The organism is Kitasatospora sp. NPDC048296 (assembly GCF_043201815.1).
Lineage (GTDB): Bacteria > Actinomycetota > Actinomycetes > Streptomycetales > Streptomycetaceae > Kitasatospora.
The window spans coordinates 212,112-237,470 of sequence record NZ_JBICZB010000004.1 but is presented as its reverse complement, the minus strand read 5'-3'; the positions used below and the strand labels follow the sequence as shown (position 1 = coordinate 237,470).

Sequence of the window (25,359 nt, the reverse complement as noted above, 5' to 3'; positions counted from 1 at the left end):
GCCCCGCAGCGCGTCCATCTCAGGCCAGCGGTCCGGTGACCCGCTCCACCGCGCGCACCAGGTCACCGGAGGCGACGAACGCCGCGGCGGCCTCCAGGTCCGGCGAGAGGAAGCGGTCCCGGCCGGCACCGCCGACCCCCGCCGCGCGGGCGGCGGCCAGCGCGGCCGCGGTGGCCGGCGCCAGTCGGCCGGCCGAGTCGGCCGGGTCGGCCTGCTGGCGGATCTCCAGCGCGCGGGCCGCGGCGGTCAGTTCGACGGCCAGGATCCGGCCGAGGTTCTCCACCGCCTGGCGCAGCTTGCGGGCCGCCGACCAGCCCATCGACACGTGGTCCTCCTGCATCGCGGAGGACGGGATCGAGTCGACCGAGGCCGGGACGGCGAGCCGCTTGTTCTCGCTGACCAGCGCCGCCTGGGTGTACTGGGCGATCATCAGGCCGGAGTCCACGCCCGGGTCGTCGGCCAGGAAGGCCGGCAGGCCGTGCGAGCGGGCCTTGTCGAGCAGCCGGTCGGTACGGCGCTCGGAGATCGAGCCGAGGTCGGCGGCCGCGATGGCGAGGAAGTCCAGCACGTAGGCGACCGGCGCGCCGTGGAAGTTGCCGTTGGACTCCACCCGGCCGTCCGGCAGCACCACCGGGTTGTCCACCGAGGCGGCCAGCTCGCGCGAGGCGACCAGCTGGGCGTGCGCCAGGGTGTCCCGGCCGGCCCCGGCCACCTGCGGGGCGCAGCGGATCGAGTAGGCGTCCTGGACCCGCGGCGCGTCGTCCTGGTGGTGGCCGGTGAGGCCGGAGTCCTTGAGCACGGCCAGCATGTTGGCGGCGCTGAGCGCCTGGCCGGGGTGCGGGCGGATCGGGGCGTGCAGCTCGGGGGCGAGCACCTTGTCGGTGCCGAGCAGCGCCTCCAGGCTCATCGCGGCGGTGATGTCGGCGGTGGTGAACAGGCGGCCGAGGTCGGCGATGGCCATCACCAGCATGCCGAGCATGCCGTCGGTGCCGTTGATGAGGGCCAGGCCCTCCTTCTCCAGCAGCTCGACCGGCTCGATGCCGGCGGCGGCGAGCAGCTCGGCTACGGGCTTCTCCTCCCCGTCCGGGCCGGTGGCGGTGCCTTCGCCCATCAGCACCAGCGCGCAGTGCGACAGCGGTGCGAGGTCTCCGGAGCAGCCGAGCGAGCCGAACTCGCGGACCACCGGGGTGATGCCCGCGTTGAGCAGGGCGGCCATGGTCTGCGCGACCAGCGGCCGTACGCCGGTACGGCCGGAGGCCAGCGTCTTCATCCGCAGGAACATCAGCGCGCGGACCACCTCGCGCTCGACCGCCGGGCCCATGCCGGCCGCGTGCGAGCGCACCAGCGAGCGCTGCAGCTGGGCGCGCAGCTCGGGGCTGATGTGCCGGACGGCGAGCGCGCCGAAGCCGGTCGACACGCCGTAGACGGGGCGCGGCTCGGCCGCGAGGGCGTCGATCCGCGCTCGGGCGGACGCCATCTCGGCGAGCGCGTCGGGACCGATCTCGACCCGGGCATTGCCCCGGGCGACGGCCAGCACGTCCTCCGCACTGACGTCGGCCTTGCCGACCTGGACCAGCGGAGCGTCGGGGGCCACAGCACTGTGCATATCCATATACACAATCACAGCAGGTGAATGAAGATATGACAACAGCTGCTCACCATCCGGATTCTCCGACGCCCCGGTCCGCGCCGCACCCCGGGGGTCTCCGCTACCCCATCGACCGACCCTTCAGCTCGGCCTCGATCAGGTCCGCAGCCCGCCGGGTGCCACCCTCGGCACGGCCGGCGGCGGACAGCGCCCTCAGCCGTTCGGCCACCGCCGGGTCTCCGACCAGCTCCAGCAGCGCGGCACGCAGCGCCTCCGCGGTGGCCTGCCCGGTGTCCAGCCGACGGGCGACACCGAGGCCCACCAGGGCGTCCGCGTTGGCGAACTGGTCGGCGGCCTGCGGTACCGCGATCATCGGCACGGCGTGGAACAGCCCCTCGCTGGAGCCGCCCATGCCCGCGTGGGTGACGAAGGCGTCCGCCTGGGAGAGCACCGACAGCTGCGGCACCCACCGGTGCACCTCGACGCTGTCCGGCACCTCGCCGAGCTCGGCCAGTTCGGCGTGCTTGCCGATCTGGAGCACGACGCGCCAGCCCGGCAGGTCCCCGAAGGCCTCGACGCAGGCCCGGTAGAAGGCGGGCTGGTGGGTGAAGGCCGAGCCCAACGAGACCAGCAGCACCTTCTCGGCGTCCGCCGGGCGCTCCCACCGCCCCTGGTGGGCGCGGTCGCCGAAGCAGGGTCCGACGAAACTGAAGCGCCGCTCGTCGACCCGGTCCGCGTGGGGCTGGAGCGCGCGCGGGACGAGCGCGACGCACCGGACGGGGCGGTTCTTGAAGGCCTCCACGTCGCGCTCCACCGCGCCGGCCTCGGCCAGCCAGTCGGCGAACCGGCGGTAGTGCTCGGGGCCGCCGGGGCCGTTGCGGATCGCCTCGAAGACCGCGGCCACGTCCTCCTCGATGCCGTCCCAGCCGACGAAGCTGGAGGACAGCTGCACCACCGGCACGCCCAGCCGTTCGCCGAGCGCCCGTCCGGCGAAGCCCGCGATGTCGTAGAGCACCAGGTCGGGGCGGTCACCCTCGAAGGCCTCCAGCAGGGCGGACCACATCGACAGCGTGTCGTCCAGGAACACGTCCTGGATCGCCACCGGGTCCTCCGGCCAGCCGGCGGGGTCGTCGGCGAGCGGCAGCCTGGTCGGGTACGGGACGAAGGCCGCGCCGGTGGACTCGACGATCCCGCGGAAGGACGGGTCGTTGATGTAGCTGACCCGGTGGCCCCGGGCGACCAGCTCGGTGATCACGGCGAGGCTGGGGTTGACGTGCCCATGGGCCGGAACGGAGACCATCAGGATGTGTGCGGGGCGATTCACGGGCACCTCCGGGGGTGGCGATGGAGACGAGACGTACCGTCTCGCGATGTCTGGAGAGACAATACGTCTCGTCTCGTCATTGCGCATAGAATTTTTCCCATGGCTTCCAGAACCGCCCCCGACCCCGCCCGCCGCAGCGAGCGCGCACGCGCCGCCGTCCTCGCCGCCGCCACCGAACTCGTCGCCGAAGTCGGCTACAGCAAGCTGACCATCGAGGCGATCGCCGCCCGGGCCGGCGTCGGCAAGCAGACCATCTACCGGTGGTGGCCCTCCAAGGGTGCCGTCGTCTTCGACGCCTTCCTCGCCGTCAACGAGCACGAGGGCGGCCTCGCGCTCCCCGACACCGGCGACCTCGCCGCCGACCTGCGGGCCGTCCTGCGCCCCACCAGCGACGAGCTCACCGACCCGGGCGCCGACCGCACCTACCGCGCCATCATCGCCGAGATCCTCAACGACCCGGCGCTGCACGCCGAGTACCGCACCCGCCTGCTGGACCCGCTGCTGGAGATCACCCGCGACCGCCTCCGCACCGCCCGCGAGGCCGGCCAGCTCGCCCCCGACGCCGACCTCGACCTGGCCGTCGAACTGGTCTACGGCCCGCTCTACTACCGCTGGCAGTACCGGCTCGGCCCGCTCACCCACGAGCACGCCGACCGCCTGGTCGACGCCGCCCTACGGGCCCTCAACCCACCTGTCGCTAACGACCGTTCCGACGTCTGACCGCGTACACCAGCAGCACGACGACCAGCAGGACCACCAGCGCCGCGACCGCGAACCAGCCGAACACCGCGTCCAGCGCCCGCCCGACCACGCTGCGGCGGGCCTTCCGGGTGCGCCGCGACGCGGCATGGTCCGTGATCCGGTGCGCCCGCAGGCCCACCCGCAGTTGCGGCGCCCGCTCAGGGGCCGTCCGTACGGGTGTGGCCCGGATCGGCGTCGGGCCCGTCTGGCCCGTCTGGCCCGCCAGGCCCGCCGGGCCCGCCGGGGCCGCCGGCAGGACCACCGACGCCGCCGATGCCGGGGCGGCCGTCGCCACCCCGCCGCCGAGCACCAGCGCCCCGGCCACCGCCGCGCCCACCAGCCGTCCGCCCACCGCCAACCCCCACTCCCCGGTCCACCGCCGCCACCATCCCACCGCCCCGCCCACCCGCGGCAGCCCTCGCCCCCAACCGCGACCCACCCGCGACACCCCGGTCACCGAACCGGCACAAAGCGGCGCCGCCCCGCCGCCGGACGGGGCACCGGCAGGCGACGCCCGGACGTCAAGGGGCAGCCGGCGCAACGCGGATCACGCCCTACGGCACGAGCGGGTCGCCGATCAGCTCAGCGGCATCCTCGGCGAAGAACTCCACCAGGCCCCCACCCCCACCGCGATCTCCCGTCCCCTCACATCGCCGGCGGCGAAGCCGCCCCCGCCAACGCCACCGCCACCACCGCCCGCATCGCGCAGGCGACCTGCCCCAACGGCAGCGTCGCGTCGTCGGCGAAGAGCTCCACCAGCCAGCCCCCCGCCGCGTTCTGCCCACCGGCCGCGACCATCCCCCGGTAACCGGAGACGACCAGCATCGCCTCCTCCGCCGGATCGTTCCCCGCCGCGCCCGCGCGGAGCGCGAAGGCACCGCCCCGGACGGCGCGACGGGTCATCGGGTAGTGGCGGAGGTCGAAAACGGCGTCCGGGGCCTCGATCTGCGCGCGCTGGGTCTCGGCGCGGGTGCTGCTGGGCCCGCTGGTCATCCGGTAGACGGCGTGCTGGGAGGTGCGCATCAGCTGGGAGCCGGGCGAGACGTAGGAGACCCACCAGCCGACCGCGTCGAGCAGCCGGGCGGAGGTCTCGGCGACCACGACCAGTTTGGCGAGGGTGTCGGCCGGGTGGACGGCCCGGGCGGCCGCGGCCTGGTCGAGGGCGGCGAGGACGGCGGTGAGCAGCTGCCCGGGGTCGGCGCTGTGGGCGGCGCCGCGGAAGCGCCGCCGGTCCGCCGCACCGGCCCGCCCACCGGGGCCGCGGCGGCCGTCGGCGCGGTGGTGCGGGTCGGCGGCGTCGGCGAGCAGCACGGTGGGGTCGGGCGAGAAGCCGGGGCCGTGGCTGCGCCCGGCGACGACGGGGTGGGCGGCGCGGGCGGCCTTGGCCCGGTACTGGGCGGCGTCGGCGAGCCGGAAGAGCCGGTCGGGGGTGGTGACCGGCCCGATGGAGTCCCCGGTGGAGGCGACGCCGCAGGCGACCCCCTCGCCCTCGGACAGCGCCAGCGCCCGCGCGCACAGCTCCTCGGCGACGGTGACCACCTCGTCGGCCTTCTGCCCCTCCGCCAGCAGGCAGAACTCGTCCCCGCCGAGCCGGGCGGCGAGGCTGCCGGGCAGCTTGGCGGCGGCCAGCGACAGCTGGTGGGCGAAGCGTTCCAGCAGCCGGTCACCCATCTCGTGGCCGAGCTGGTCGTTGACCCGCTTCAGCCCGTTGACGTCGCAGACCACCAGCGAGACCACGGTGTTGTCCCGGTTGTGCGCCTCCAGCGCGCTCTCCAGCCGGGCGTCGACGGCGCGCCGGTTGGCCAGGCCGGTGAGCGGGTCGGAGAAGGCGAGCTTGCGCAGGTCGGCGAGGCGCTCGGTCTGGGCGAGTCCGGCCGAGACCTGGGCGGCGAGCAGGGTCGCGTAGTCGGCGTCGGCCTGGGTGAACTCGGGCGTCCCGATCGACCGGGCGAGGTAGAGCTCGCCCCAGGCCTGCCCGTGCAGCACGATCGGCGCGACCACGCAGCAGGCCCGTCCGCGCCGGCGCAGCGCCGCGGCGCGTTCCCGGCAGTACGCGCCGGCGGTCGGGTGCGTGTGTCCGGCGTGCGGTTCGACGTTCTCGGCGGTCTGCAGCCAGGCGCGGGGCAGGCGCCCGGTGGTCCAGCGCTCCTCCAGGTAGGTCACGATCTCCGGGAAGTCCGCGACCGGGTACGACTCGTCCTCCGGCAGCTCCTCCTCGCCGGGGGCGAGCGCTCCGTGGTTGACCAGGACCCGCAGCCGGCCGGACTCGCGGTCCCACACCGAGACGGCGGCCATGGTGGCGCCGAGCGCCTCGGTGGCCCGGGCGGCGGCGGCCCGGACGGCCTCCAGCGGGGTGAGCGCGCCGGCCATGTCCTGGGCGAGTTCGACCACCGACTGCAGCCGCAGGTCGGGCAGCGGGTCGGGGCGGCGCGGGCCATCGCAGTCGCAGCCGCGGTCCGTCATGATCGCCTCACTGCTCACCGGCTCGCCTCGCTCCCTGTGCTCGGTCCTGCCAGACCCCCGAAGCCGATCGCACCCGTCCGGCCGCTTGCACCAAGACTATGGCGATTTCGTTCGGTTATGCCCCGTTTGCCCGGATGGACCCGCAGCGGACCGTACGGCTTTCAACCGTTCGGCCACTCGGAGGCCCCTCCCGGACTCGGGTACCCCTCGGAGCACCCCCGGAGCCCCTCCCCGACTCGGCCGCCCGAGGAGCCCGGGAAGAGCCCCGGGAGGAGGCCCCAGGAGGAGGCACCCGCCGCTACTCCGGCTTCAGCCGCCGCGACAGCAGCCACGGCTCGACCAGCCCCAGCCCCCGCACCGGCCGCCGCCACATCGGCTGCAGGTGGAACCGAGCCCCCGCCTCCGGCCCCGGCACCGGCAGCCCGGAGGCGGGCATCCCGGCGGCCACCGACAGCGCCTCCGCCAGACCCGGCCCCTCCGAGTCGGCCGGGGCGACGCTGCCGTTCTGCTCCAGCGCGGCGGCGAACTGCCCGTCGATCAGCACCGCGTCCTTGGGCGCGATCGAGGTGAGCCGGCTGGCCAGGTTCACCGTGGTGCCGAAGACGTCGCCCATCCGCTGGGTGACCGTCCCGAAGGCCATGCCGACCCGCAGCGCCGGGATGGTCTCGTCCTCGGCCAGCGCCTCGATCAGGCTCAGCGCGATCTCGGCGGCGGTCGCCGGGTCCTCCGAGACGTAGAGGATCTCGTCGCCGAGGGTCTTGATCACCCGGCCGCCCTGCCCGGCGATCAGGTCGGAGCAGGTGTTCTCGAAGGTCTCGACCAGCTCGCCGAGTTCCTCCTCCTCCAGCCGCCGCGACAGCCGGGTGAAGCCGACCAGGTCCGCGAAGCCGACCGCGAGCCGGCCGCTGGTGATCTCGTTGTCCTCGGCGGCCTGCACCACCCGGCCGGTGACGGCGGCCAGCTGGCGCCGCCAGACGTACACCAGGAACTGCTCCAGCTCCGGCAGCAGCAGCTCGACCAGCGGGTACGCGACGTCGGCGCGGGTCAGCCCCGGCTCGGCGGACTGGGTGAGGTTCTCCAGGAAGGTGTCCATCTGCCAGCCGGCCAGCCGGGCCGTGGTCTGGCCGGTGGAACGGGCCACCTGGATCGCCATCGACTCGCTGAGCAGACCGGACTCGACCAGGCCGGCGAGGCGCCGCAGCGCGATCACGTCGCCGTCGGTGAGCGCCCGGGACTGGCCGATGTCGGGGAAGCCCATCGCCCGCCAGAAGCGGGTGGCCAGCTCCATCGGGACGTCGGCGGCACGCGCGGCCTGGTACGGGGTGTAGCGGCGTGGCGCGTCCAGGATCAGGCGTTCCAGTTCGAGCGCGACCGTTTGGTCGTGGTTGCCCGCCGTCCCGCCGCCGCCGTCCTCTGCCACCGGTCCGTCCCCGTGCGGTTGCCGCACTTGCCTCGTTTCCTACCTGTCCGGGCGCGCCGCCCGCCACCCGGGCGGGCAGTGGCGCGCCTCACACCGCTGCCAGGTGGAATGTTCGCACGGAATCCCGTGATCCGGGGCATCCGCCCGAGTCAAGGGGAGGTGAAGACTGCCGTTCAGGGGGCTTCGGGGCGGACGTGCACCACGTCCCCCGCGCCGACCGCCCGGCGCGCGCCGTCGGCGGTACGGACCACCAGGCGGCCGTCCCCGTCGATCGCCACCGCCTCGCCGACCAGCTCGCGGTCGCCCGGCAGGTGCACCTTCACCCGGCGGCCCAGGGTGGTGCAGCGGTCCACGTACGCGCGCATCAGGTCGCTCGCGTGCGGGTCCCCCGCCGCGGCCGTCCACTCGCGGTACAGCTCGGCGAACTCGCGCAGCAGGGCGCGCAGCAGGACGGAGCGGTCGGTGGTCTCGGCGCCCGCCAGCGCGAGCGAGGCGGCGGTGGGGACGGGCAGCTCCTCCGCGCGCAGCGAGACGTTCAGCCCCATCCCGGCCACCACCGCGCCGCCGCTGAGCTCGGTGAGGATGCCGCCGAGCTTGCGCTCCGCGCCGTCGATCTCCACCTGCAGGTCATTGGGCCACTTCAACCCGGCCTCGACCCCGGCCACCCGGCCGAGCGTGCTGGCGGCGGCCACCCCGACCAGGATCGGCAGCCAGCCGTACCGCTCGACCGGCACCTCCTCGGGGCGCAGCAGGAAGGACAGGAACAGCCCGGAGCGGGCCGGGGCGCTCCACTGCCGGTCCAGCCGCCCGCGCGCGGCGCTCTGCGCCTCGGCGACCAGCACCGCGCCCTGCGGGGCACCGGCCCGGGCCCGCTCGGCGAGGTCGGTGTTGGTGGAGCCGGTCTCGGCGACGACGTCCAGCGAGGTCCAGAGCCCGCCCGGGACGACCAGGTCCCGGCGCAGCGCCTCCTCGTCCAGCGGCGGCCGGTCCAGGTCGGTCCAGGGGGACGGTCCGGTACGGCCGAAGCCGCGCAGTCCGCTGCGGCGGGGGGTGTCGGGTGCGGTCATGGGCAGCAGACTAGAGGCGTAGTCCGCCTTATCGTCCCGCATGACGCGCGTTAACACACTGTGTCGATGGCCATAACGCCAGGACATGCCACATCGCCCTGCGCGCTGGCTACGCTACCCAACGGTAGTTCGCAGCGCCGCCCTGCCCTCATGCGCGAGCCCCCAACGCCGGCCCGCACGCAATCGAACAGGCCGCGGCCCATGATCAGGGAGAGCCACCGCATGACCGAGGCCCCGTACGACCCCCACACCACCGCAGGCAAGCTCGCCGACCTGCGGCGCAGGCTGGACGAGGCGGTGCACTCCGGCTCGGCCAAGGCCGTGGAGAAGCAGCACGCCAAGGGCAAGCTGACCGCCCGCGAGCGGGTCGTGGAGCTGCTGGACGAGGACTCCTTCGTCGAGTTCGACGAGTTCGCACGGCACCGCTCGACCAACTTCGGCCAGGAGAAGAACCGCCCGTACGGCGACGGCGTGGTGACCGGCTACGGCACCGTCGACGGCCGCCAGGTCGCGGTCTTCGCCCAGGACTTCACCGTCTTCGGCGGTTCGCTCGGCGAGGTCTTCGGAGAGAAGATCGTCAAGGTGATGGACTTCGCGCTGAAGACCGGCTGCCCGGTCATCGGCATCAACGACTCCGGCGGCGCCCGGATCCAGGAGGGCGTGGTCTCGCTCGGCCTGTACGGCGAGATCTTCCGCCGCAACGTGCACGCCTCGGGCGTCATCCCGCAGATCTCGCTGATCATGGGCCCCTGCGCCGGCGGCGCGGTCTACTCCCCCGCGATCACCGACTTCGTGGTGATGGCCGACCAGACCTCGCACATGTTCATCACCGGCCCGGACGTGATCAAGACCGTGACCGGCGAGGACGTCGGCATGGAGGAGCTGGGCGGCGCCCGCACCCACAACACCAAGTCCGGCAACGCCCACTACCTGGCCACGGACGAGAAGGAGGCGGTCGAGTACGTCAAGAGCCTGCTCTCGTACCTGCCCTCCAACAACCTGAGCGACCCGCCGTCCTACCCCGAGCAGGCCGACCTGTCGATCACCGACGAGGACCTCGAACTCGACACGATCGTGCCGGACTCGGCGAACCAGCCGTACGACATGCGCAAGGTGATCGAGCACATCGTCGACGACGGCGAGTTCCTGGAGACCCAGCCGCTGTACGCGGGCAACATCATCACCGGCTTCGGCCGGGTCGAGGGCCACCCGGTCGGCATCGTCGGCAACCAGCCGATGGACCTGGCCGGCTGCCTGGACATCAACGCCAGCGAGAAGGCCGCGCGCTTCATCCGCACCTGCGACTCCTTCAACATCCCGGTGCTGACCTTCGTCGACGTGCCCGGCTTCCTGCCCGGCACCGAGCAGGAGTGGGACGGCATCATCCGCCGCGGCGCCAAGCTGATCTACGCCTACGCCGAGGCCACCGTCCCGCTGGTCACCGTGATCACCCGCAAGGCCTTCGGCGGCGCGTACGACGTCATGGGCTCCAAGCACCTGGGCGCCGACCTCAACCTGGCCTGGCCGACCGCCCAGATCGCGGTGATGGGCGCGCAGGGCGCGGTCAACATCCTGCACCGCCGGGAGATCGCCGAGGCCGAGGCGGCCGGCGCCGTCGAGGAGAAGCGGGCCGAGCTGATCGCCTCGTACGAGGACACCCTGCTGAACCCGTACCTGGCCGCCGAGCGCGGCTACGTCGATGCGGTGATCGCCCCGAGCGAGACCCGTCGGCACATCGTCCGGGGTCTGCGGGCCCTGCGCGGCAAGCGCGAGGTGCTGCCGCCCAAGAAGCACGGCAACATCCCCCTGTAGGCCCCATCCCTGTCGGGAGAGAACACGCCATGTCCCCGATCCACGTGCTGCACGGGCAGCCGACCCCCGAGGAGCTCGCCACCGTCCTGGCGGTGGTCCAGGCCCGGGCAGCCGCCGCGCAGGCCGCCGCCGAGGCGGCGCGCCAGGCCGGCGTCGGCCCGGCCTCCCCCTGGAACGACCGCTCCCGCCTGCTCCGCCCCGCCGTCCACCCGGGCGTCAACGCCTGGCGGACGTCGGGCTGGGCGCACTGAGTTGACGCGCGCAGCGCAGGAAGTCGGCCCGTCCGACTTCCTGCGCTGTGCTAGTCGCCCGCTCGCCTCCGGGGCTGTTTTTTCGCCCGCTCGCCTCCGGGGCGCTTGGACCCGGTGCCGACGGTCGGCGCTCCGGCGCTCGTGCCTCGCTTGTCGCTTCTCCCTTTCGGCACCGGCGCGCCCCTTCGGCTCGGGGCGGGCCCTTCGGCTCGGGGCGGGAATCCCAGCGCGCCCCTTCGGCTCGGCTCAGGACGGTTGCCTTCCCGTCCGACCGCCGGCGTCGCCCGAAACCTGAGTACGGATACTCAGGCGCCCGGCCCCCGCGCGGCGCACTCTGGACAGGTGCTCTGGTCAGACCCCCGCGATGAGCCCTCGCCCGAGGCCCGCCGCATGCAGGAACGGATGCAGCGGGCCGGCAAGGTGCTCGCCGCCCTGGTGCTGGTGGGCGCCGTCCTGATCATGATCGCCCGGTCGTTCACCTGAGCCGTTCACCCGAACGGCGGACACCGGCACCCCCTACCCTGGTGGGCATGACCGACCAGCGCCCCCTCGTCCTCGCCTCCGCCTCCCCCGCCCGCCTCGGGCTGCTGCGCCAGGCGGGGCTCGACCCCCGCGTAGTGGTCAGCGGTGTCGACGAGGACGCGATCAGCGCCGCCTCCCCCGCCGAGCTCGCCCTCGTCCTGGCCGAGGCCAAGGCGAAGGCCGTCGCCGCCGAACTGACCGCCGGCGAGCTGGTGATCGGCTGCGACTCCGTCCTGGAGCTGGACGGCGAGGCCCTCGGCAAGCCCGCCGACGCCGCCGAGGCGCTGGCCCGCTGGCAGTCGATGCGCGGCCGCGCCGGCGTGCTGCGCACCGGCCACTGCGTGATCGACACCGTCACCGGTCGGCAGTCCTCGGCGACCGCCTCCACCACCGTCCGCTTCGGCACCCCGGACGACGAGGAGATCGCGGCCTACGTGGCCTCCGGCGAACCGCTGCACGTGGCCGGGGCGTTCACCCTGGACGGCCGCTCGGCGCCGTTCATCGACGGCATCGACGGCGACCCGGGCAACGTCATCGGCCTGTCCCTGCCGCTGCTGCGCCGGCTGCTCGCCGACCTGGACGTCCGGCTGGTCGATCTCTGGGCCTGAAGGCCGGGGCCGATCCGTGGACCGAGCAGCCTGCCGCACCCGGCCGGTGCACCCCTAAGCTGAGCGGCGTTCGAACGGGGAGGGAACGCGGCGATGACCGACAGCGTGCTCAACGTGGTGCTCGGCCTGGTGGCCAGCGCCATCAGCGCCGGCCTGGGCTGGCTGGCCCAGGCCCTGCGGCGGCGCCGCAGGATCGAACGGGTGCGGGGATTCCTCGGGCTGCCGTCCGGCAGCGAGTGCCTGATCGTGGTGCCCCGCAGCATCGGGACGGGCTCGCACGCGCACACCGTGACCCGCCGGGACGCCTACGCGCTGATGTGGCTGGCCGGGCTGGTCGAGGAGTGCGGCGCCCGGCCCGAACTGGTCGCCCACGACGCCGCGCACCGCGGCCTGGGCACCAAGACCGAGCTGTGCCTGGGCGGTCCGGTCAGCAACGACCGGATGGCCGCCCACCTGGCCTGGGGCCTGCCGGGGGTGCTGGTCACCTCCGGCCCCGGTCCGGGCAGCAACGTGCTCGTGGTGGGCGACCGCGACTTCCGCGCCGACCAGGACCAGGCGCACACCCTGCTGGCCCGGATCGCCACCCCGGACGACGGCCGGCCGGTGTTCCTGATCTCCGGCCAGACCGGCACCGCCAACCAGGCCGGGGTGCGCTACCTGGTCTCCCACCACCGCGAACTCGCCCGTAAGTACGGCCGGAACGGAACGTTCGCGCTCGTCCTGCGGGTGGTCAACCCGGAGGCGTACGGGCCGGACATGGTGGAGCTCGTCGCCGACGTGACGGCCGAGGCGCTGCGGCGCCCCGCCGCCGCCTCGACCACGGCTTAAGCGGGCTGCGGGAAGGTGTGTCCCATGACACCGTCCCGCCACGCCGCCCGCCGGTCACCCACCGTCGACCGCCTCGGTCCCACCGCACCGGCCTCGACCTGCGAAGTCGCCACAAGGGCGGTGTCCGGGGCCCGAATTCCCATCACCGAGCGTGTGGGATAGTTCACAACCTGGGGCTACTCGCCGGTACTGCCCAGGAATCCATAAACTCAACGAGGTTCAAGAAGGGAGCCACAGTGCGCAAGGTGCTCATCGCCAACCGCGGGGAAATCGCCGTCCGCGTCGCCCGGGCCTGCTCGGACGCCGGTATCGCCAGCGTCGCCGTCTACGCCGAGCCGGACCGGGATGCGCTGCACGTCCGCGCGGCCGACGAGGCTTACGCGCTGGGTGGTGACACCCCCGGCACCAGTTACCTCGACATCGCCAAGGTCCTCAAGGCCGCCGAGGACGCCGGCGCGGACGCCGTCCACCCCGGCTACGGGTTCCTGTCGGAGAACGCCGACTTCGCCCAGGCCGTCATCGACGCGGGTCTGACCTGGATCGGCCCGCCGCCGCAGGCCATCCGCGACCTCGGTGACAAGGTCACCGCCCGTCACGTCGCCCAGCGCGCCGGCGCCCCGCTGGTGGCCGGCACCCCGGACCCGGTCTCGGGTGCGGACGAGGTCGTCGCGTTCGCGCAGGAGCACGGCCTGCCGGTCGCCATCAAGGCGGCGTTCGGCGGCGGCGGCCGCGGCCTCAAGGTCGCCCGCACCCTGGAGGAGATCCCGGAGCTGTACGAGTCCGCGGTGCGCGAGGCGGTCGCCGCCTTCGGTCGCGGCGAGTGCTTCGTCGAGCGCTACCTGGACAACCCGCGGCACGTGGAGACCCAGTGCCTCGCGGACAAGCACGGCAACGTGGTGGTCGTCTCCACCCGTGACTGCTCGCTGCAGCGCCGGCACCAGAAGCTGGTCGAGGAGGCGCCCGCGCCGTTCCTGACCCCGGAGCAGAACGCCGAGCTGTACCGCGCGTCGAAGGCCATCCTGAAGGAGGCCGGCTACGAGGGCGCCGGGACCTGCGAGTTCCTGGTGGCGACGGACGGCACGATCTCCTTCCTGGAGGTCAACACCCGTCTGCAGGTGGAGCACCCGGTCACCGAGGAGGTCACCGGGATCGACCTGGTCCGCGAGATGTTCCGGATCGCCGACGGCGAGGAACTCGGCTACGGCGACCCGGAGGTGCGCGGCCACTCCTTCGAGTTCCGCATCAACGGCGAGGACCCGGGCCGCAACTTCCTGCCCGCGCCCGGCACCGTGACGCTGTTCGCCCCGCCGTCCGGCCCGGGCGTGCGCCTGGACTCCGGCGTGGAGACCGGCTCGGTCATCGGCCCGGCCTGGGACTCGCTGCTGGCCAAGCTGATCGTCTCCGGCCGTGACCGCAAGCAGGCTCTGGAGCGGGCCAAGCGCGCGCTGAACGAGTTCAAGGTGGAGGGCATGGCCACCGCCATCCCGTTCCACCAGGCGGTCGTCACCGACCCGGCGTTCGCGCCCGAGGTGCACGGCAGCGACGAGCCGTTCACGATCTACACCCGCTGGATCGAGACCGAGTTCAACAACACCATCCCGGCGTTCGCGGGCTCGGCCGGCGAGGCCGAGGAGGCCGAGACCCGGGAGACCGTGGTCGTCGAGGTCGGTGGCAAGCGGATCGAGGTCTCGCTGCCGTCCTCGCTGGGCGTATCGACGGCGCCGGCGGCCGGTGCGGCGGGTGCCGCCAAGGCCAAGCGCCGGGTGGGCGCCAAGAAGGCCGGCTCGGCCGTCAGCGGTGACACCCTGGCCTCGCCGATGCAGGGCACCATCGTCAAGGTCGCCGTCGAGGAGGGCCAGGTCGTCGCCGAGGGCGAGCTGATCGTGGTCCTGGAGGCGATGAAGATGGAGCAGCCGCTGAACGCCCACAAGTCGGGCACCGTCGTCGGCCTCAAGGCCGAGGTGGGCGCGAGCGTCAGCAGCGGCGCCGCGCTCTGCGAGATCAAGGACTGACCGAGGCCGTAGCGGTTCGGGCCCCGGCGGAATCGGGGGCCGACCCGCGGTCGTCAATCCTTCGACCGGTCCGTACTCCCTTCGGGGGTGCGGACCGGTCGTGTTTCCCGGTCGTACGAGCGACGGCCTCAGCGCCCCCGCGGCAGGCCCAGCTCGGCCAGCCGGACCGGCATCCCGCCCGGGCCGACCGGCCCGCCGTGCGCCCCGGGGCGGCGCTGGCCGGGCAGCGGGGCGCCGCCGGGGCCCTGGGCGGGGCGGCGGCCCATCGGGCCGGGCTGGGTCTGGTGGACCGGGCCGCTGCCCGTGCCGTGCACCGGGGCGTCGCCGGGGACCACGCCGATCGGCGCCAGGTCGATCTGCACCCCGCAGTCGGCCAGCGCGTCCAGCTCGCGGGCGGTGGCGTCGTCGGCGGTGGCCTGCTCGTCGGTGACCAGCCGGGTGATGGTCTCGGTGGCCACGGTCTGGAACATGCCGGCCGCGCCGAGCTTGGTGTGGTCGGCGAGGACGATGACCTCGGCGGCCGCCAGCACCATTGCCCGGTCCACGCTCGCGGACAGCATGTTCGCGGTCGACAGCCCACGCTCGGCGGTCAGCCCGCTGCCTGAGATGAAGGCCTTGGTGACCCGCAGCCCCTGCAGCGACTGCTCGGCGCCGCTGCCCACCAGCGCGTAGTTGGAGCCGCGCAGGGTGCCACCGGTCATCACCACCTCGACCCGGTTGGCGTGCGCCAGCGCCTGGGCGACCAGCAGCGAGTTGGTGACCACCGTCAGGCCGGGCACCCTGGCCAGCCTGCGGGCCAGCTCCTGGGTGGTGGTGCCGGCGCCGACCACCACCGCGTCGCCCTCCTCCACCAGCCCGGCGGCGAGGTCCGCGATGGCGCTCTTCTCCGCCGCGGACAGGTGGGTCTTCTGCGGGTAGCCGGGTTCGCGGCTGAAGCCGCCGGGGAGCACCGCGCCGCCGTGCCGGCGGTCGAGGAGCCCTTCTGCCTCCAGCGCCCGCACGTCGCGGCGCACGGTCACTTCGGAGGTCTGGACGACGCGGGCCAACTCCCGGAGCGAGACGGCTCCGTTGGCGCGCACCATTTCGAGGATCAACTGGCGACGTTCTGCTGCAAACACAGAACCGACGGTAACCCGCGTGACCGTCTGCTTTCAGGCGTTTGCAGCTAGTAGCGGGAATTGCTCGCGCACGAGCGGCGCGTGACCGTACAATACGCGCCGTCAATAGCCCGGGACCGCGCCCGCCGTCCGGGTGACGATCACTCATGCGCGAAGGGCGGCCGCCGATCGGCAGCCGCCCCCAACTTCACGCCTCGGGCTCAGGATTCGCCGTCGGCCCGCTTGCGGATGTGCAGCTGCCGCGCGGCCTCGGCGGTCGAGCCGGAGACCGACGGGTAGACGGTGAAGGCGCTGGCCACCTGTTCGACGGTCAGATTGGCGTCCACCGCGAGCGAGATCGAGTGGATCAGCTCGCTGGCCCGCGGGGCGACGACCACGCCGCCGACCACGATGCCGGTGCCCGGGCGGCAGAACAGCTTCACGAAGCCGTCCCGGATGCCCTGCATCTTCGCCCGCGGGTTGCCGCGCAGCGGGAGCTTGACCACGACGGCGTCCATCTTGCCGCACTCCACGTCGGCGGCGGTGTAGCCGACGGTGGCGATCTCCGGGTCGGTGAAGACGTTGGAGGCCACGGTCTTGAGGTTCAGCGGCTGCACCGCGTCGCCGAGCGCGTGGTACATCGCGATCCGGCCCTGCATGGCCGCCACCGAGGCGAGCATGAAGACGCCGGTGCAGTCGCCCGCCGCGTACACGCCCGGGGCGCTGGTGCGGGAGACCCGGTCGACCTGGATCTGACCCCAGTCGTTGAGCTTGACCCCGGCCTCCTCCAGGCCCATGCCGGCCGTGTTGGGGATCGAGCCGACCGCCATCAGGCAGTGGGTGCCCTCGATCACCTTGCCGTTGGAGAGGGTCACCTCGACCCGGTCGCCGATGCGCTTGGCGCTCTCGGCGCGCGAGCGGCTCATCACGTTCATGCCGCGGCGCCGGAAGACGTCCTCCAGCACCTCGGCGGCGTCCGGGTCCTCGCCCGGCAGCACCCGGTCACGGCTGGACACCAGCGTGACCTTGGAGCCGATCGCCTGGTAGGCGCCGGCGAACTCGGCGCCGGTCACACCGGAGCCGACCACGATCAGCTCGCGGGGCAGCTCCTCCAGGTCGTACACCTGGGTCCAGGTGAGGATCCGCTCGCCGTCCGGCTGGGCGTCCGGCAGCTCGCGCGGGTGGGCGCCGGTGGCGATCAGCACGGCGTCGGCGCGCAGCGACTGGACGCTGCCGTCGGGCCCGTCCACCAGCACCTCGCGGGAGCCGTCCACGGCCTGCCCGCCGGCGCCGAGCCGGCCCCGGCCGCGCAGCACGGTGACCCCGGCGCGGGTGACGGACTGGGTGATGTCGTGGGACTGCGCGATCGCCAGGCGCTTCACACGGCGGTTGACCTTGCCCAGGTCCACGCCGATGACCTTGCTCTCCGGCGCCTCGCCGGCGCCGTCCCGGGCGACCGTGATGCCCAGCTCCTCGTACGAGCTGTCGAAGGTGGTCATCACCTCCGCGGTCGCGATCAGGGTCTTCGACGGCACGCAGTCCGTGAGCACCGCCGATCCGCCCAGACCGTCGCGGTCGACGACGGTCACCTCCGCGCCGAGCTGAGCGGCCACCAGCGCCGCCTCGTAGCCGCCGGGTCCGCCACCGATGATCACGATCCGAGTCACGCTCACCATTGTCCCGCACGCCGAGAGCGCCGCCACAACGGGGTCCGGGCTCCGTACGGACGCACAACCGCCCGCCGCGTGCGCCGACCGGGCTACGCTGGCCCCCATGCCCCTTTACGCCGCGTATGCCACCAACCTCGATGCCCGGCAGATGACCCGCCGAGCCCCGCACTCCCCGCTGCGCGGCACGGGGTGGCTGGACGGCTGGCGGCTCACCTTCGGCGGCGAGCAGCTCGGCTGGGAGGGCTCGCTGGCCACCGTCGTCGAGGACGAGAAGCACCAGGTCTTCGTCTCGCTCTATGACATCGCGCCGATGGACGAGGAGGGCCTGGACCGCTGGGAGGGCGTCCAGCTCGGCATCTACCGCAAGACCAAGCTGCGCGCGCAGACCCTGGACGGCGACATCCAGGTCTGGACGTACGTACTCAACGACTACGAGGGCGGCCTGCCCGCGGCCCGCTACCTCGGGCTGATCGCCGACGCCGCGGAAAGCGCCGGCGCCCCGCACGACTACGTGATGGATCTGCGCCGCCGACCCTGCTGAACGCGCGCCTCCTTCTTTCTGTACGTATCAACGACCCGGTCACCCGAAAGGCGCCGCCGAGCTGTGTTTTCGGGTCAACCGGGTAACGATCCGGCACGCCGCGTCCGAATTTCTACGCGCGTAGCCGAAAGCCGTCTATCCTCGGACCCGTGAACGCTTCTCCTCAGTCGGTCGTCTCCGCCGACCCCTACGCCGCCGCCCAGGCCGCCGCCGAGCGCCTGCGCGAGCTGACCGGTGCCGAGCGGCACGACGTCGCCCTGGTGATGGGCTCCGGCTGGGTGCCGGCCGCCGACGCCCTGGGCGAGACCGTGGCCGAGTTCCCGGTCACCGAACTCCCGGGCTTCCCCGCCCCCGCCGTGGCCGGCCACGCCGGCAAGATCCGCTCGGTGAAGATCGGCGACAAGCGCGCCCTGATCTTCCTCGGGCGCAACCACTACTACGAGGGCCACGGCGTGGCCACCGTCGTCCACGGCGTGCGCACCGCCGCCGCGGCTGGCTGCGGCATCATCGTGCTGACCAACGGCTGTGGCGGCCTGCGCCAGGGCTGGACCCCCGGCCAGCCGGTCCTGATCAGCGACCACATCAACCTGACCGCGGACTCCCCGATCGTCGGCGCCAACTTCGTCGACCTCACCGACCTGTACTCCAAGCGCCTGCGCGCGCTGTGCCACGAGGTCGACCCGAGCCTGGACGAGGCCGTCTACGTCCAGTTCCGCGGCCCGCACTACGAGACCCCGGCCGAGGTCAACATGGCCCGGGTGATCGGCGGCGAGCTGGTCGGCATGTCCACCACCCTGGAGGCCATCGCCGCCCGCGAGGCCGGCGCCGAGGTGCTCGGCATCTCCCTGGTCACCAACCTGGCCGCCGGCATGACCGGCGAGCCGCTCAACCACGAAGAGGTGCTGGAGGCCGGCAAGGCCTCCGCCGAGCGCATGGGCGAGCTGCTGGCGAAGGTCCTGGAGCGGATCTGACGCCTCCCGGCGCAGAATCATGAGTGACGGGGCCCACGGGCGGCGTGATCCGCTGATCACGCCTTCCTGCGGGCCCCGTCCGCATGCCGCCCCGATGGAGCAGGCAACTTGACCTCGCCGCGCCCGAAGTCGCGACCGCCCTCTCTCGCGAGCGGGCATTTCTGCTTCACTGCCGGTTGCCGACCTGGATCACCAGCGGGGGACGGTGTGCCGCCCATCGGTCTTGCACCAGCTCCACAGACCTGACTTCCCGCCAGCCCGGCGGTAGACCTCGGTGAATACTTATCGCAACCGAGGCGACACAGAGAGTATCACCCGTTCAGACGCTCCGGGCCGTGTCCCGGGTATCCACTCAAGGAGTTGGGATGACGCAGGCACCCACCACCGACCTCCTCGCCCGGGCCCGCACCTGGCTGGCCGAGGACCCCGACCCGCAGACCCGCGAGGAGCTGACCGCCCTGCTGGCCCGGGCCGAGGCGCCGGAGGGCGAGGAGGACGGCAAGCTCGCCTGGGCCGAGCTCGCCGAGCGCTTCGCCGACCGCCTCCAGTTCGGCACCGCCGGCCTGCGCGGCGAACTGGGCGCCGGCCCCATGCGGATGAACCGCGCCGTGGTGATCCGGGCCGCCGCCGGCCTGGTCGCGTACGTCAAGAAGGAGAACCTGGGCGACCTGGTCGTCATCGGCTACGACGCCCGGCACAAGTCCTACGACTTCGCCCGCGACACCGCCGCCGTGGTGGTCGGGGCGGGCCTGCGGGCCGCGCTGCTGCCGCGCCCGCTGCCGACCCCGGTGCTCGCCTTCGCCGTCCGCCACCTGGGCGCGGCCGCCGGTGTGACCGTCACCGCCAGCCACAACCCGCCGCAGGACAACGGCTACAAGGTCTACCTGGGCGACGGCTCGCAGATCGTCCCGCCGGCCGACGCCGGCATCGCCGCCGAGATCGACGCGATCGGCTCGCTGAACGACGTCCCGCGCGCCGAGGAGGGCTGGGAGGTGCTCGGCGAGGACGTCATCGAGGCCTACCTGGCCCGGGCCGTCTCCATCGTCGACGAGCACAGCCCGCGCGAGCTGGACGTGGTCTACACCCCGATGCACGGCGTCGGCCGCGACACCCTGGTCGCCGCCTTCCGCCGGGCCGGCTTCGCGGCGCCCACCGTGGTCGCCGAGCAGGCCGAGCCCGACCCGGACTTCCCGACCGTGGCCTTCCCCAACCCGGAGGAGCCGGGGGCGATGGACCTCGCCTTCCGCACCGCCGCCGCGGTCGGCCCGGACATCGTGATCGCCAACGACCCGGACGCGGACCGCTGCGCGGTGGCCGTCCCCGCCAACGCCAACGCGGCCGGCAGCGGCAACGGCACCTCCGGCTGGCGGATGCTGCGCGGCGACGAGGTCGGCGCGCTGCTCGGCTCCGCCCTGGTCGCGAAGAAGGCCGAGGGCACCTTCGCCACCACCATCGTCTCCGCCACCCTGCTCGGCCGGATCGCCGAGGCCGCGGGCCTGGACTACGCCGAGACGCTGACCGGCTTCAAGTGGATCTCCCGCGCCGAGGGCCTGCGCTACGGCTACGAGGAGGCGCTCGGCTACTGCGTCGACCCGCAGGGCGTCCGGGACAAGGACGGCATCACCGCCGCCCTGCTGGTCGCCGAACTCGCCGCGACCCTCAAGAAGTCCGGCCGCACCCTGACCGACCTGCTGGACGACCTGGCGCTGGAGCACGGCCTGCACGCCACCGACCAGCTCTCCGTCCGGGTCCAGGACCTCTCGCTGATCGCCGACGCGATGCGCCGCCTGCGCGAGCAGCCCCCGACCGTCCTGGCCGGCCTGACCGTCACCCGCGCCGACGACCTCTCGGCCGGCTCCGCCGACCTGCCCCCCACCGACGGTCTGCGCTACTACCTCGCCGGCGAGTCCGTCCGCTCCGCGCGCATCGTGGTCCGCCCCTCCGGCACCGAGCCCAAGCTCAAGTGCTACCTGGAGGTCGTCCTCCCGGTCGCCAGCGCCGCCGACCTCGCCCCCACCCGCACCCGCGCCGCCGAACTCCTCGACACCATCAAGCAGGACCTCGCCCAGGCCGCGGGCATCTGACCCACCCCGTACGAAAGGGCCCGCCGGTGCGCGACCGGCGGGCCCTTTCGTACGTGTCGCTCGGGTCAGACCGTGATCACCGTGATCAGGGCGACGAGGCCCACCAGGGTGGGGGCGATGACCCACCAGCACCAGCGGACGACGACGGGGCCGGCGGCTTCCGGGCGGGTGGCGTTGCGTTCGGCCATCTCCTGGAGGAGGTCGGTGATCTGGTCGGACCAGGCGCGGGTGGGGTCCGGGGCGCCCTGGACGGCCGGGTTGGTCTGGCGGCCGAAGACCATGCCCATCCGGGAGGCGTGCTCGGCGGCGCCGCGGGTCTGGGCGCGGGTGGCGCGCTTGCGCTGGCGCAGGGAGACCGGGACGGCCCAGACCTGGTACTTCTTGTCGCCGGCGAGGAGCTCCACCGAGTAGCCCGCGCGCAGGGCGTCCACCGAGGCCCAGGGGGCGGTGATGGTCCGCCACGGGTTGCGGACGAGCAGGCGGCTGTTGTTGGCCCGCACCGCCGGGCGCAGGGTGTAGGCGATCACCGGGAGGGCGAACACCGGTACGGCCGCGAGGGCGACGTACGGGGTCTTCCCGCTGCCGGTCACCACGGCGTCGCCGATCAGCCAGGCGGCGACGGCCAGCAGGAACACGCCGGAGATGACGCCGGGGACGGAGCGGTACACGCGGTCCGCGTACTCGGGCTCCCCGTCGGGGGCGGCCGAGCCCTGGTGGGGCTTGCCGTCGGAATCGGTCATGGCGTCGATTCTGCCCCATGCCCCTCACCAGCAGGTCTCGGTCCGGCCACGAATGGCAGGCACCCTAGCGGTCGACTACGCGCGTAGATATGCTGGTCTGGTGACTATGTCCACTGTTGCAGCCAATGCCCCCGGCGTTGCGGGCAGCGGCCTCGCGGACGTTGCGGCGTCCGAGGCCTCGCTCCGCCGCTTTCTGCACGGCCTGCCCGGCGTCGACCAGGTCGGCCTGGAGGCGCGTGCCGCCGCCCTCGGTACCCGCTCGATCAAGGCCACGGCGAAGGCCAATGCCATCGACCTGGCGATCTCCATGATCGACCTGACCACGCTGGAGGGCGCGGACACGGTCGGCAAGGTGCGCGCCCTGTGCGCGAAGGGCAGGACCCCCGACCCGACCGACCCGACCACCCCGCGCGTCGCCGCCATCTGTGTCTATCCCGACATGGTCGCCACCGCGAAGGACGCCCTGCGCGGCACCGACGTCCAGGTCGCCTCCGTGGCCACCGCCTTCCCGGCCGGCCGCGCCGCCCTCCCGGTCAAGCTCGCCGACACCGCCGACGCGGTGGCCGCGGGCGCCGACGAGATCGACATGGTGATCGACCGCGGCGCCTTCCTCTCCGGCCGCTACCTCGACGTCTTCAACGAGATCGTCGCCGTCAAGGAGGCGTGCAAGCGCGCCGACGGCAGCTACGCCCACCTCAAGGTGATCTTCGAGACCGGCGAGCTGCAGACCTACGACAACGTGCGCCGCGTCTCCTGGCTGGCGATGCTGGCCGGCGCCGACTTCATCAAGACCTCCACCGGCAAGGTCGCCGTCAACGCGACCCCGCCGGTCACCCTGCTGATGCTGGAGGCGGTCCGCGACTTCCGCGCGCAGACCGGCGTCCAGGTCGGCGTGAAGCCCGCCGGTGGCATCAAGACCACCAAGGACGCCATGAAGTACCTGGTGATGGTCAACGAGACCCTCGGCGACGACTGGCTGACCCCGCACTGGTTCCGCTTCGGCGCCTCCAGCCTGCTCAACGACCTGCTGATGCAGCGCCAGAAGCTCACCACCGGACGCTACTCCGGCCCCGACTACGTGACGGTGGACTGATCACCATGGCCAAGAAGAAGAACATCGAGGAGCCCGTGCGCAAGGCCGGCCTCTTCGAGTACGCCCCGGCCCCCGAGTCCCCCGCCGCCGCGGGTGACATCGCCACCTCCTACGGCCACTTCATCGGCGGCGAGTTCGTCGACTCCTCCGGCAGCGAGGCCCTGAAGACGGTCAACCCGGCCACCGAGCAGGTGCTCGCCGAGTTCGCCCAGGGCACCGACGAGGACGTGGACCGCGCCGTCGCCGCCGCCCGCAAGGCCTTCGCCGACTGGTCGGCGCTGCCCGGCAGCGAGCGCGCCAAGTACCTGTTCCGGATCGCCCGGATCATCCAGGAGCGCAGCCGCGAGCTGGCCGTGCTGGAGTCGATCGACAACGGCAAGCCGATCCGCGAGACCCGTGACGTCGACCTGCCGCTGGTCGCCGCGCACTTCTTCTACTACGCCGGCTGGGCGGACAAGCTGGACTACGCCGGCTTCGGCCCGAACCCGAAGCCGCTGGGCGTGGCCGGCCAGGTCATCCCGTGGAACTTCCCGCTGCTGATGCTGGCGTGGAAGATCGCGCCCGCACTGGCGACCGGCAACACGGTCGTCCTGAAGCCGGCCGAGACCACCCCGCTGACGGCCCTGCGCTTCGCCGAGATCTGCCGCCAGGCCGGTCTGCCGAAGGGCGTCGTCAACATCGTCACCGGTGACGGCCGCACCGGCGCCGCGCTGACCTCCCACCCGGACGTCAACAAGGTCGCCTTCACCGGCTCCACCCCGGTCGGCCGGGCGATCGCCAAGCAGCTGGCCGGCACCCGCAAGAAGCTGTCGCTGGAGCTGGGCGGCAAGGCCGCCAACATCGTCTTCGACGACGCGCCGCTCGACCAGGCGGTCGAGGGCATCGTCAACGGCATCTTCTTCAACCAGGGCCACGTCTGCTGCGCGGGCTCGCGCCTGCTGGTCCAGGAGTCGATCCAGGACGAGCTGCTGGACGCCCTGAAGCGCCGGATGGGCACCCTGCGGGTCGGCGACCCGCTGGACAAGAACACCGACATCGGCGCCATCAACTCGGCCGAGCAGCTGGCCCGGATCACCGCGCTGACCGAGGCCGGCGAGGCCGAGGGCGCCGAGCGCTGGTCGCCGGCCTGCGAGCTGCCGGGCACCGGTTTCTGGTTCAAGCCGACCCTGTTCACCGGCGTCAGCCAGGCCCACCGGATCGCCCAGGAGGAGATCTTCGGCCCGGTGCTGTCGGTGCTGACCTTCCGCACCCCCGAAGAGGCGGTCGCGAAGGCCAACAACACCCCGTACGGCCTCTCCGCCGGCATCTGGACGGAGAAGGGCTCGCGCATCCTCTGGATGGCCAACAAGCTCAAGGCCGGTGTGGTCTGGGCCAACACCTTCAACAAGTTCGACCCGACCTCGCCGTTCGGCGGCTACAAGGAGTCGGGTTACGGCCGCGAGGGTGGCCGCCACGGTCTGGAGGCCTACCTCGATGTCTGATGTCGCGACGCGTCTTGACGTCTTCAAGACCTACAAGCTGTACGTCGGCGGGAAGTTCCCGCGCTCCGAGAGCGGGCGGGTGTACGAGGTGACCGACTCCAAGGGCGAGTGGCTCGCCAACGTCCCGCTGGGCACCCGCAAGGACACCCGCGACGCCGTCCTGGCCGCCCGCGCGGCGGTCAAGGGCTGGGCCGGCACCACCGCGTACAACCGCGGCCAGGTGCTGTACCGGGTGGCCGAGATGCTGCAGGGCCGGCGCGAGCAGTTCGCCGCCGAGGTGGCCGTCTCCGAGGGCATCGGCCCGAAGAAGGCCGCCGCGCTGGTGGACGCCGCGATCGACCGCTGGGTCTGGTACGCGGGCTGGACGGACAAGGTCGCCCAGATCGCGGGCGGCGCCAACCCGGTGGCCGGGCCGTACTTCAACCTCTCCACCCCGGAGCCGACCGGCGTGGTCGGGATCGTCGCGCCGCAGGCCGGGTACGGGCACTCGCTGCTCGGCCTGGTCTCGGTGATCGCCCCGGCGATCGCCACCGGCAACACGGTCGTGGTCGCGGCCGCCGCGGACGCCCCGCTGCCCGCGCTGTCGCTGGGCGAGGTGCTGGCCACCTCGGACGTCCCGGGCGGCGTGGTCAACATCATCTCGGGCCGGACCGCGGACATCGCCCCGACGCTGGCCTCGCACCAGGACGTCAACGCGCTGGACCTCACCGGCGCCATCGCCGCCGAGGGCCCCGGCGCGGCGCCCGCCCTGGAGGCCGCCGCCGCGGATACCCTGAAGCGGGTGGTCCGTCCGGAGCTGGACCCGTTCGCCCAGGACTGGACGAATGCGCCCGGTACGGACCGGCTACTCTCGTTCCTGGAGACGAAGACGGTCTGGCACCCGATGGGGATCTGACCCTCCGTCGCCGCTTCGTCACAACTCCACAGACTGGCCGTCCCCAGCGCCCTCTCCCCCCCAGGGCCCGGACGGTCATTGGACGGACCCGCACCTCTCCCCCCCTGGTGCGGGTCCGTCGGTGTTCCGGCGACTTGCGTCCCGCCACCGC

At 73.1% G+C, this 25,359-nt stretch carries 21 protein-coding genes and 1 pseudogene; 13 read left to right on the top strand and 9 right to left on the bottom strand.

What is annotated here, in order from left to right:
- Positions 1-19: 19 nt before the first annotated feature.
- Entirely contained in the window at positions 20-1,612 is a 1,593-nt protein-coding gene (gene hutH, locus ACGF12_RS05235) for a histidine ammonia-lyase (protein ID WP_393025695.1), read from the bottom strand.
- Between the two features lie 97 nt (positions 1,613-1,709).
- On the bottom strand, positions 1,710-2,888 hold the full coding sequence (locus tag ACGF12_RS05230) for a macrolide family glycosyltransferase (protein WP_393025760.1): 1,179 nt from the start codon (positions 2,886-2,888) through the stop codon (positions 1,710-1,712).
- A gap of 123 nt (positions 2,889-3,011) precedes the next feature.
- Between ACGF12_RS05230 and ACGF12_RS05225 the strand changes: the two genes are divergently transcribed.
- Positions 3,012-3,632 carry a TetR/AcrR family transcriptional regulator gene (locus tag ACGF12_RS05225; RefSeq protein ID WP_393025693.1) on the top strand — a complete coding sequence of 207 codons (621 nt, stop codon included), beginning with the start codon at positions 3,012-3,014 and terminating at the stop codon, positions 3,630-3,632.
- On the opposite strand, the gene ACGF12_RS05220 is transcribed toward ACGF12_RS05225, so the two are convergent.
- The 4 genes and pseudogenes from ACGF12_RS05220 to ACGF12_RS05205 all read right to left on the bottom strand — a co-directional run bounded on the left by ACGF12_RS05220 (position 3,610) and on the right by ACGF12_RS05205 (position 8,603).
- Positions 3,610-4,011: a hypothetical protein gene (locus ACGF12_RS05220; RefSeq protein ID WP_393025690.1), complete on the bottom strand. Its 402-nt coding sequence runs from the start codon at positions 4,009-4,011 to the stop codon at positions 3,610-3,612. The genes ACGF12_RS05225 and ACGF12_RS05220 overlap by 23 nt on opposite strands.
- Before the next feature lie 854 nt (positions 4,012-4,865).
- Positions 4,866-6,023 (bottom strand): annotated as a pseudogene (locus tag ACGF12_RS05215) (diguanylate cyclase domain-containing protein); the annotation flags it as partial.
- Between the two features lie 391 nt (positions 6,024-6,414).
- Entirely contained in the window at positions 6,415-7,536 is a 1,122-nt protein-coding gene (locus ACGF12_RS05210) for an adenylate/guanylate cyclase domain-containing protein (protein WP_393025687.1), read from the bottom strand.
- 173 nt (positions 7,537-7,709) lie between these two features.
- Positions 7,710-8,603 carry a biotin--[acetyl-CoA-carboxylase] ligase gene (locus ACGF12_RS05205; RefSeq protein ID WP_393025684.1) on the bottom strand — a complete coding sequence of 298 codons (894 nt, stop codon included), beginning with the start codon at positions 8,601-8,603 and terminating at the stop codon, positions 7,710-7,712.
- A 222-nt stretch (positions 8,604-8,825) separates the two neighbouring features.
- Here ACGF12_RS05205 and ACGF12_RS05200 point away from each other — a divergent pair, with 222 nt between their 5' ends.
- The 6 genes from ACGF12_RS05200 to ACGF12_RS05175 all read left to right on the top strand — a co-directional run bounded on the left by ACGF12_RS05200 (position 8,826) and on the right by ACGF12_RS05175 (position 14,636).
- Entirely contained in the window at positions 8,826-10,415 is a 1,590-nt protein-coding gene (locus ACGF12_RS05200) for an acyl-CoA carboxylase subunit beta (RefSeq protein ID WP_393025681.1), read from the top strand.
- 29 nt (positions 10,416-10,444) lie between these two features.
- On the top strand, positions 10,445-10,666 hold the full coding sequence (locus tag ACGF12_RS05195) for an acyl-CoA carboxylase subunit epsilon (RefSeq protein ID WP_387616863.1): 222 nt from the start codon (positions 10,445-10,447) through the stop codon (positions 10,664-10,666).
- 342 nt (positions 10,667-11,008) lie between these two features.
- Complete coding sequence (mmpB, locus tag ACGF12_RS05190) at positions 11,009-11,149, top strand: morphogenic membrane protein MmpB (protein ID WP_380610560.1); 141 nt, start codon at positions 11,009-11,011, stop codon at positions 11,147-11,149.
- Positions 11,150-11,196: 47 nt separating this feature from the next.
- On the top strand, positions 11,197-11,796 hold the full coding sequence (locus ACGF12_RS05185; RefSeq protein ID WP_387616862.1) for a nucleoside triphosphate pyrophosphatase: 600 nt from the start codon (positions 11,197-11,199) through the stop codon (positions 11,794-11,796).
- Between the two features lie 93 nt (positions 11,797-11,889).
- Positions 11,890-12,624, top strand: coding sequence for a hypothetical protein (locus tag ACGF12_RS05180; RefSeq protein ID WP_393025676.1), 735 nt, complete (start codon positions 11,890-11,892; stop codon positions 12,622-12,624).
- A 236-nt stretch (positions 12,625-12,860) separates the two neighbouring features.
- Positions 12,861-14,636 (top strand): acetyl/propionyl/methylcrotonyl-CoA carboxylase subunit alpha, encoded by a 1,776-nt coding sequence (locus ACGF12_RS05175; RefSeq protein ID WP_393025673.1) that lies wholly within the window; start codon positions 12,861-12,863, stop codon positions 14,634-14,636.
- 128 nt (positions 14,637-14,764) lie between these two features.
- On the opposite strand, the gene ACGF12_RS05170 is transcribed toward ACGF12_RS05175, so the two are convergent.
- Together ACGF12_RS05170 and ACGF12_RS05165 are read right to left on the bottom strand one after the other, a co-directional pair.
- Complete coding sequence (locus ACGF12_RS05170; RefSeq protein WP_393025757.1) at positions 14,765-15,718, bottom strand: DeoR/GlpR family DNA-binding transcription regulator; 954 nt, start codon at positions 15,716-15,718, stop codon at positions 14,765-14,767.
- Between the two features lie 236 nt (positions 15,719-15,954).
- Positions 15,955-17,409 carry an NAD(P)H-quinone dehydrogenase gene (locus ACGF12_RS05165; protein WP_393025670.1) on the bottom strand — a complete coding sequence of 485 codons (1,455 nt, stop codon included), beginning with the start codon at positions 17,407-17,409 and terminating at the stop codon, positions 15,955-15,957.
- Positions 17,410-17,506: 97 nt separating this feature from the next.
- Here ACGF12_RS05165 and ACGF12_RS05160 point away from each other — a divergent pair, with 97 nt between their 5' ends.
- From ACGF12_RS05160 to ACGF12_RS05150, 3 genes are all read left to right on the top strand, one after another.
- Positions 17,507-17,944: a gamma-glutamylcyclotransferase gene (locus ACGF12_RS05160; RefSeq protein WP_393025667.1), complete on the top strand. Its 438-nt coding sequence runs from the start codon at positions 17,507-17,509 to the stop codon at positions 17,942-17,944.
- A gap of 149 nt (positions 17,945-18,093) precedes the next feature.
- On the top strand, positions 18,094-18,915 hold the full coding sequence (locus ACGF12_RS05155; RefSeq protein WP_350511221.1) for a purine-nucleoside phosphorylase: 822 nt from the start codon (positions 18,094-18,096) through the stop codon (positions 18,913-18,915).
- A gap of 365 nt (positions 18,916-19,280) precedes the next feature.
- Positions 19,281-20,999, top strand: a complete 1,719-nt coding sequence (locus ACGF12_RS05150; RefSeq protein ID WP_393025663.1) for a phospho-sugar mutase — start codon at positions 19,281-19,283, stop codon at positions 20,997-20,999.
- 65 nt (positions 21,000-21,064) lie between these two features.
- On the opposite strand, the gene ACGF12_RS05145 is transcribed toward ACGF12_RS05150, so the two are convergent.
- Positions 21,065-21,739: a PH domain-containing protein gene (locus ACGF12_RS05145; protein ID WP_393025660.1), complete on the bottom strand. Its 675-nt coding sequence runs from the start codon at positions 21,737-21,739 to the stop codon at positions 21,065-21,067.
- A 106-nt stretch (positions 21,740-21,845) separates the two neighbouring features.
- Between ACGF12_RS05145 and deoC the strand changes: the two genes are divergently transcribed.
- The 3 genes from deoC to ACGF12_RS05130 are packed head-to-tail and all read left to right on the top strand — an operon-like array spanning position 21,846 to position 25,208.
- Positions 21,846-22,832 (top strand): deoxyribose-phosphate aldolase, encoded by a 987-nt coding sequence (deoC, locus tag ACGF12_RS05140; protein WP_393025657.1) that lies wholly within the window; start codon positions 21,846-21,848, stop codon positions 22,830-22,832.
- 5 nt (positions 22,833-22,837) lie between these two features.
- Positions 22,838-24,313 (top strand): aldehyde dehydrogenase family protein, encoded by a 1,476-nt coding sequence (locus ACGF12_RS05135; RefSeq protein WP_387616851.1) that lies wholly within the window; start codon positions 22,838-22,840, stop codon positions 24,311-24,313.
- Complete coding sequence (locus tag ACGF12_RS05130; protein WP_393025653.1) at positions 24,306-25,208, top strand: aldehyde dehydrogenase family protein; 903 nt, start codon at positions 24,306-24,308, stop codon at positions 25,206-25,208. The genes ACGF12_RS05135 and ACGF12_RS05130 overlap by 8 nt, the downstream gene beginning before the upstream one ends.
- The last annotated feature ends 151 nt before the right edge of the window (positions 25,209-25,359 follow it).

Excerpts from the sequence above, each read along its gene's own strand:
- hutH (WP_393025695.1), bottom strand. The coding sequence starts at position 1,612 with ATGGATATGCACAGTGCTGTGGCCCCCGACGCTCCGCTGGTCCAGGTC.
- ACGF12_RS05165 (WP_393025670.1), bottom strand. The coding sequence starts at position 17,409 with ATGGTGAGCGTGACTCGGATCGTGATCATCGGTGGCGGACCCGGCGGC.
- ACGF12_RS05160 (WP_393025667.1), top strand. The coding sequence starts at position 17,507 with ATGCCCCTTTACGCCGCGTATGCCACCAACCTCGATGCCCGGCAGATG.
- ACGF12_RS05170 (WP_393025757.1), bottom strand. The coding sequence starts at position 15,718 with ATGGTGCGCGCCAACGGAGCCGTCTCGCTCCGGGAGTTGGCCCGCGTC.
- ACGF12_RS05130 (WP_393025653.1), top strand. The coding sequence starts at position 24,306 with ATGTCTGATGTCGCGACGCGTCTTGACGTCTTCAAGACCTACAAGCTG.
- ACGF12_RS05225 (WP_393025693.1), top strand. The coding sequence starts at position 3,012 with ATGGCTTCCAGAACCGCCCCCGACCCCGCCCGCCGCAGCGAGCGCGCA.
- ACGF12_RS05180 (WP_393025676.1), top strand. The coding sequence starts at position 11,890 with ATGACCGACAGCGTGCTCAACGTGGTGCTCGGCCTGGTGGCCAGCGCC.
- ACGF12_RS05150 (WP_393025663.1), top strand. The coding sequence starts at position 19,281 with ATGACGCAGGCACCCACCACCGACCTCCTCGCCCGGGCCCGCACCTGG.
- ACGF12_RS05195 (WP_387616863.1), top strand. The coding sequence starts at position 10,445 with ATGTCCCCGATCCACGTGCTGCACGGGCAGCCGACCCCCGAGGAGCTC.
- ACGF12_RS05135 (WP_387616851.1), top strand. The coding sequence starts at position 22,838 with ATGGCCAAGAAGAAGAACATCGAGGAGCCCGTGCGCAAGGCCGGCCTC.
- ACGF12_RS05205 (WP_393025684.1), bottom strand. The coding sequence starts at position 8,603 with ATGACCGCACCCGACACCCCCCGCCGCAGCGGACTGCGCGGCTTCGGC.
- ACGF12_RS05230 (WP_393025760.1), bottom strand. The coding sequence starts at position 2,888 with ATGGTCTCCGTTCCGGCCCATGGGCACGTCAACCCCAGCCTCGCCGTG.
- ACGF12_RS05200 (WP_393025681.1), top strand. The coding sequence starts at position 8,826 with ATGACCGAGGCCCCGTACGACCCCCACACCACCGCAGGCAAGCTCGCC.
- ACGF12_RS05145 (WP_393025660.1), bottom strand. The coding sequence starts at position 21,739 with ATGACCGATTCCGACGGCAAGCCCCACCAGGGCTCGGCCGCCCCCGAC.
- deoC (WP_393025657.1), top strand. The coding sequence starts at position 21,846 with ATGTCCACTGTTGCAGCCAATGCCCCCGGCGTTGCGGGCAGCGGCCTC.
- ACGF12_RS05185 (WP_387616862.1), top strand. The coding sequence starts at position 11,197 with ATGACCGACCAGCGCCCCCTCGTCCTCGCCTCCGCCTCCCCCGCCCGC.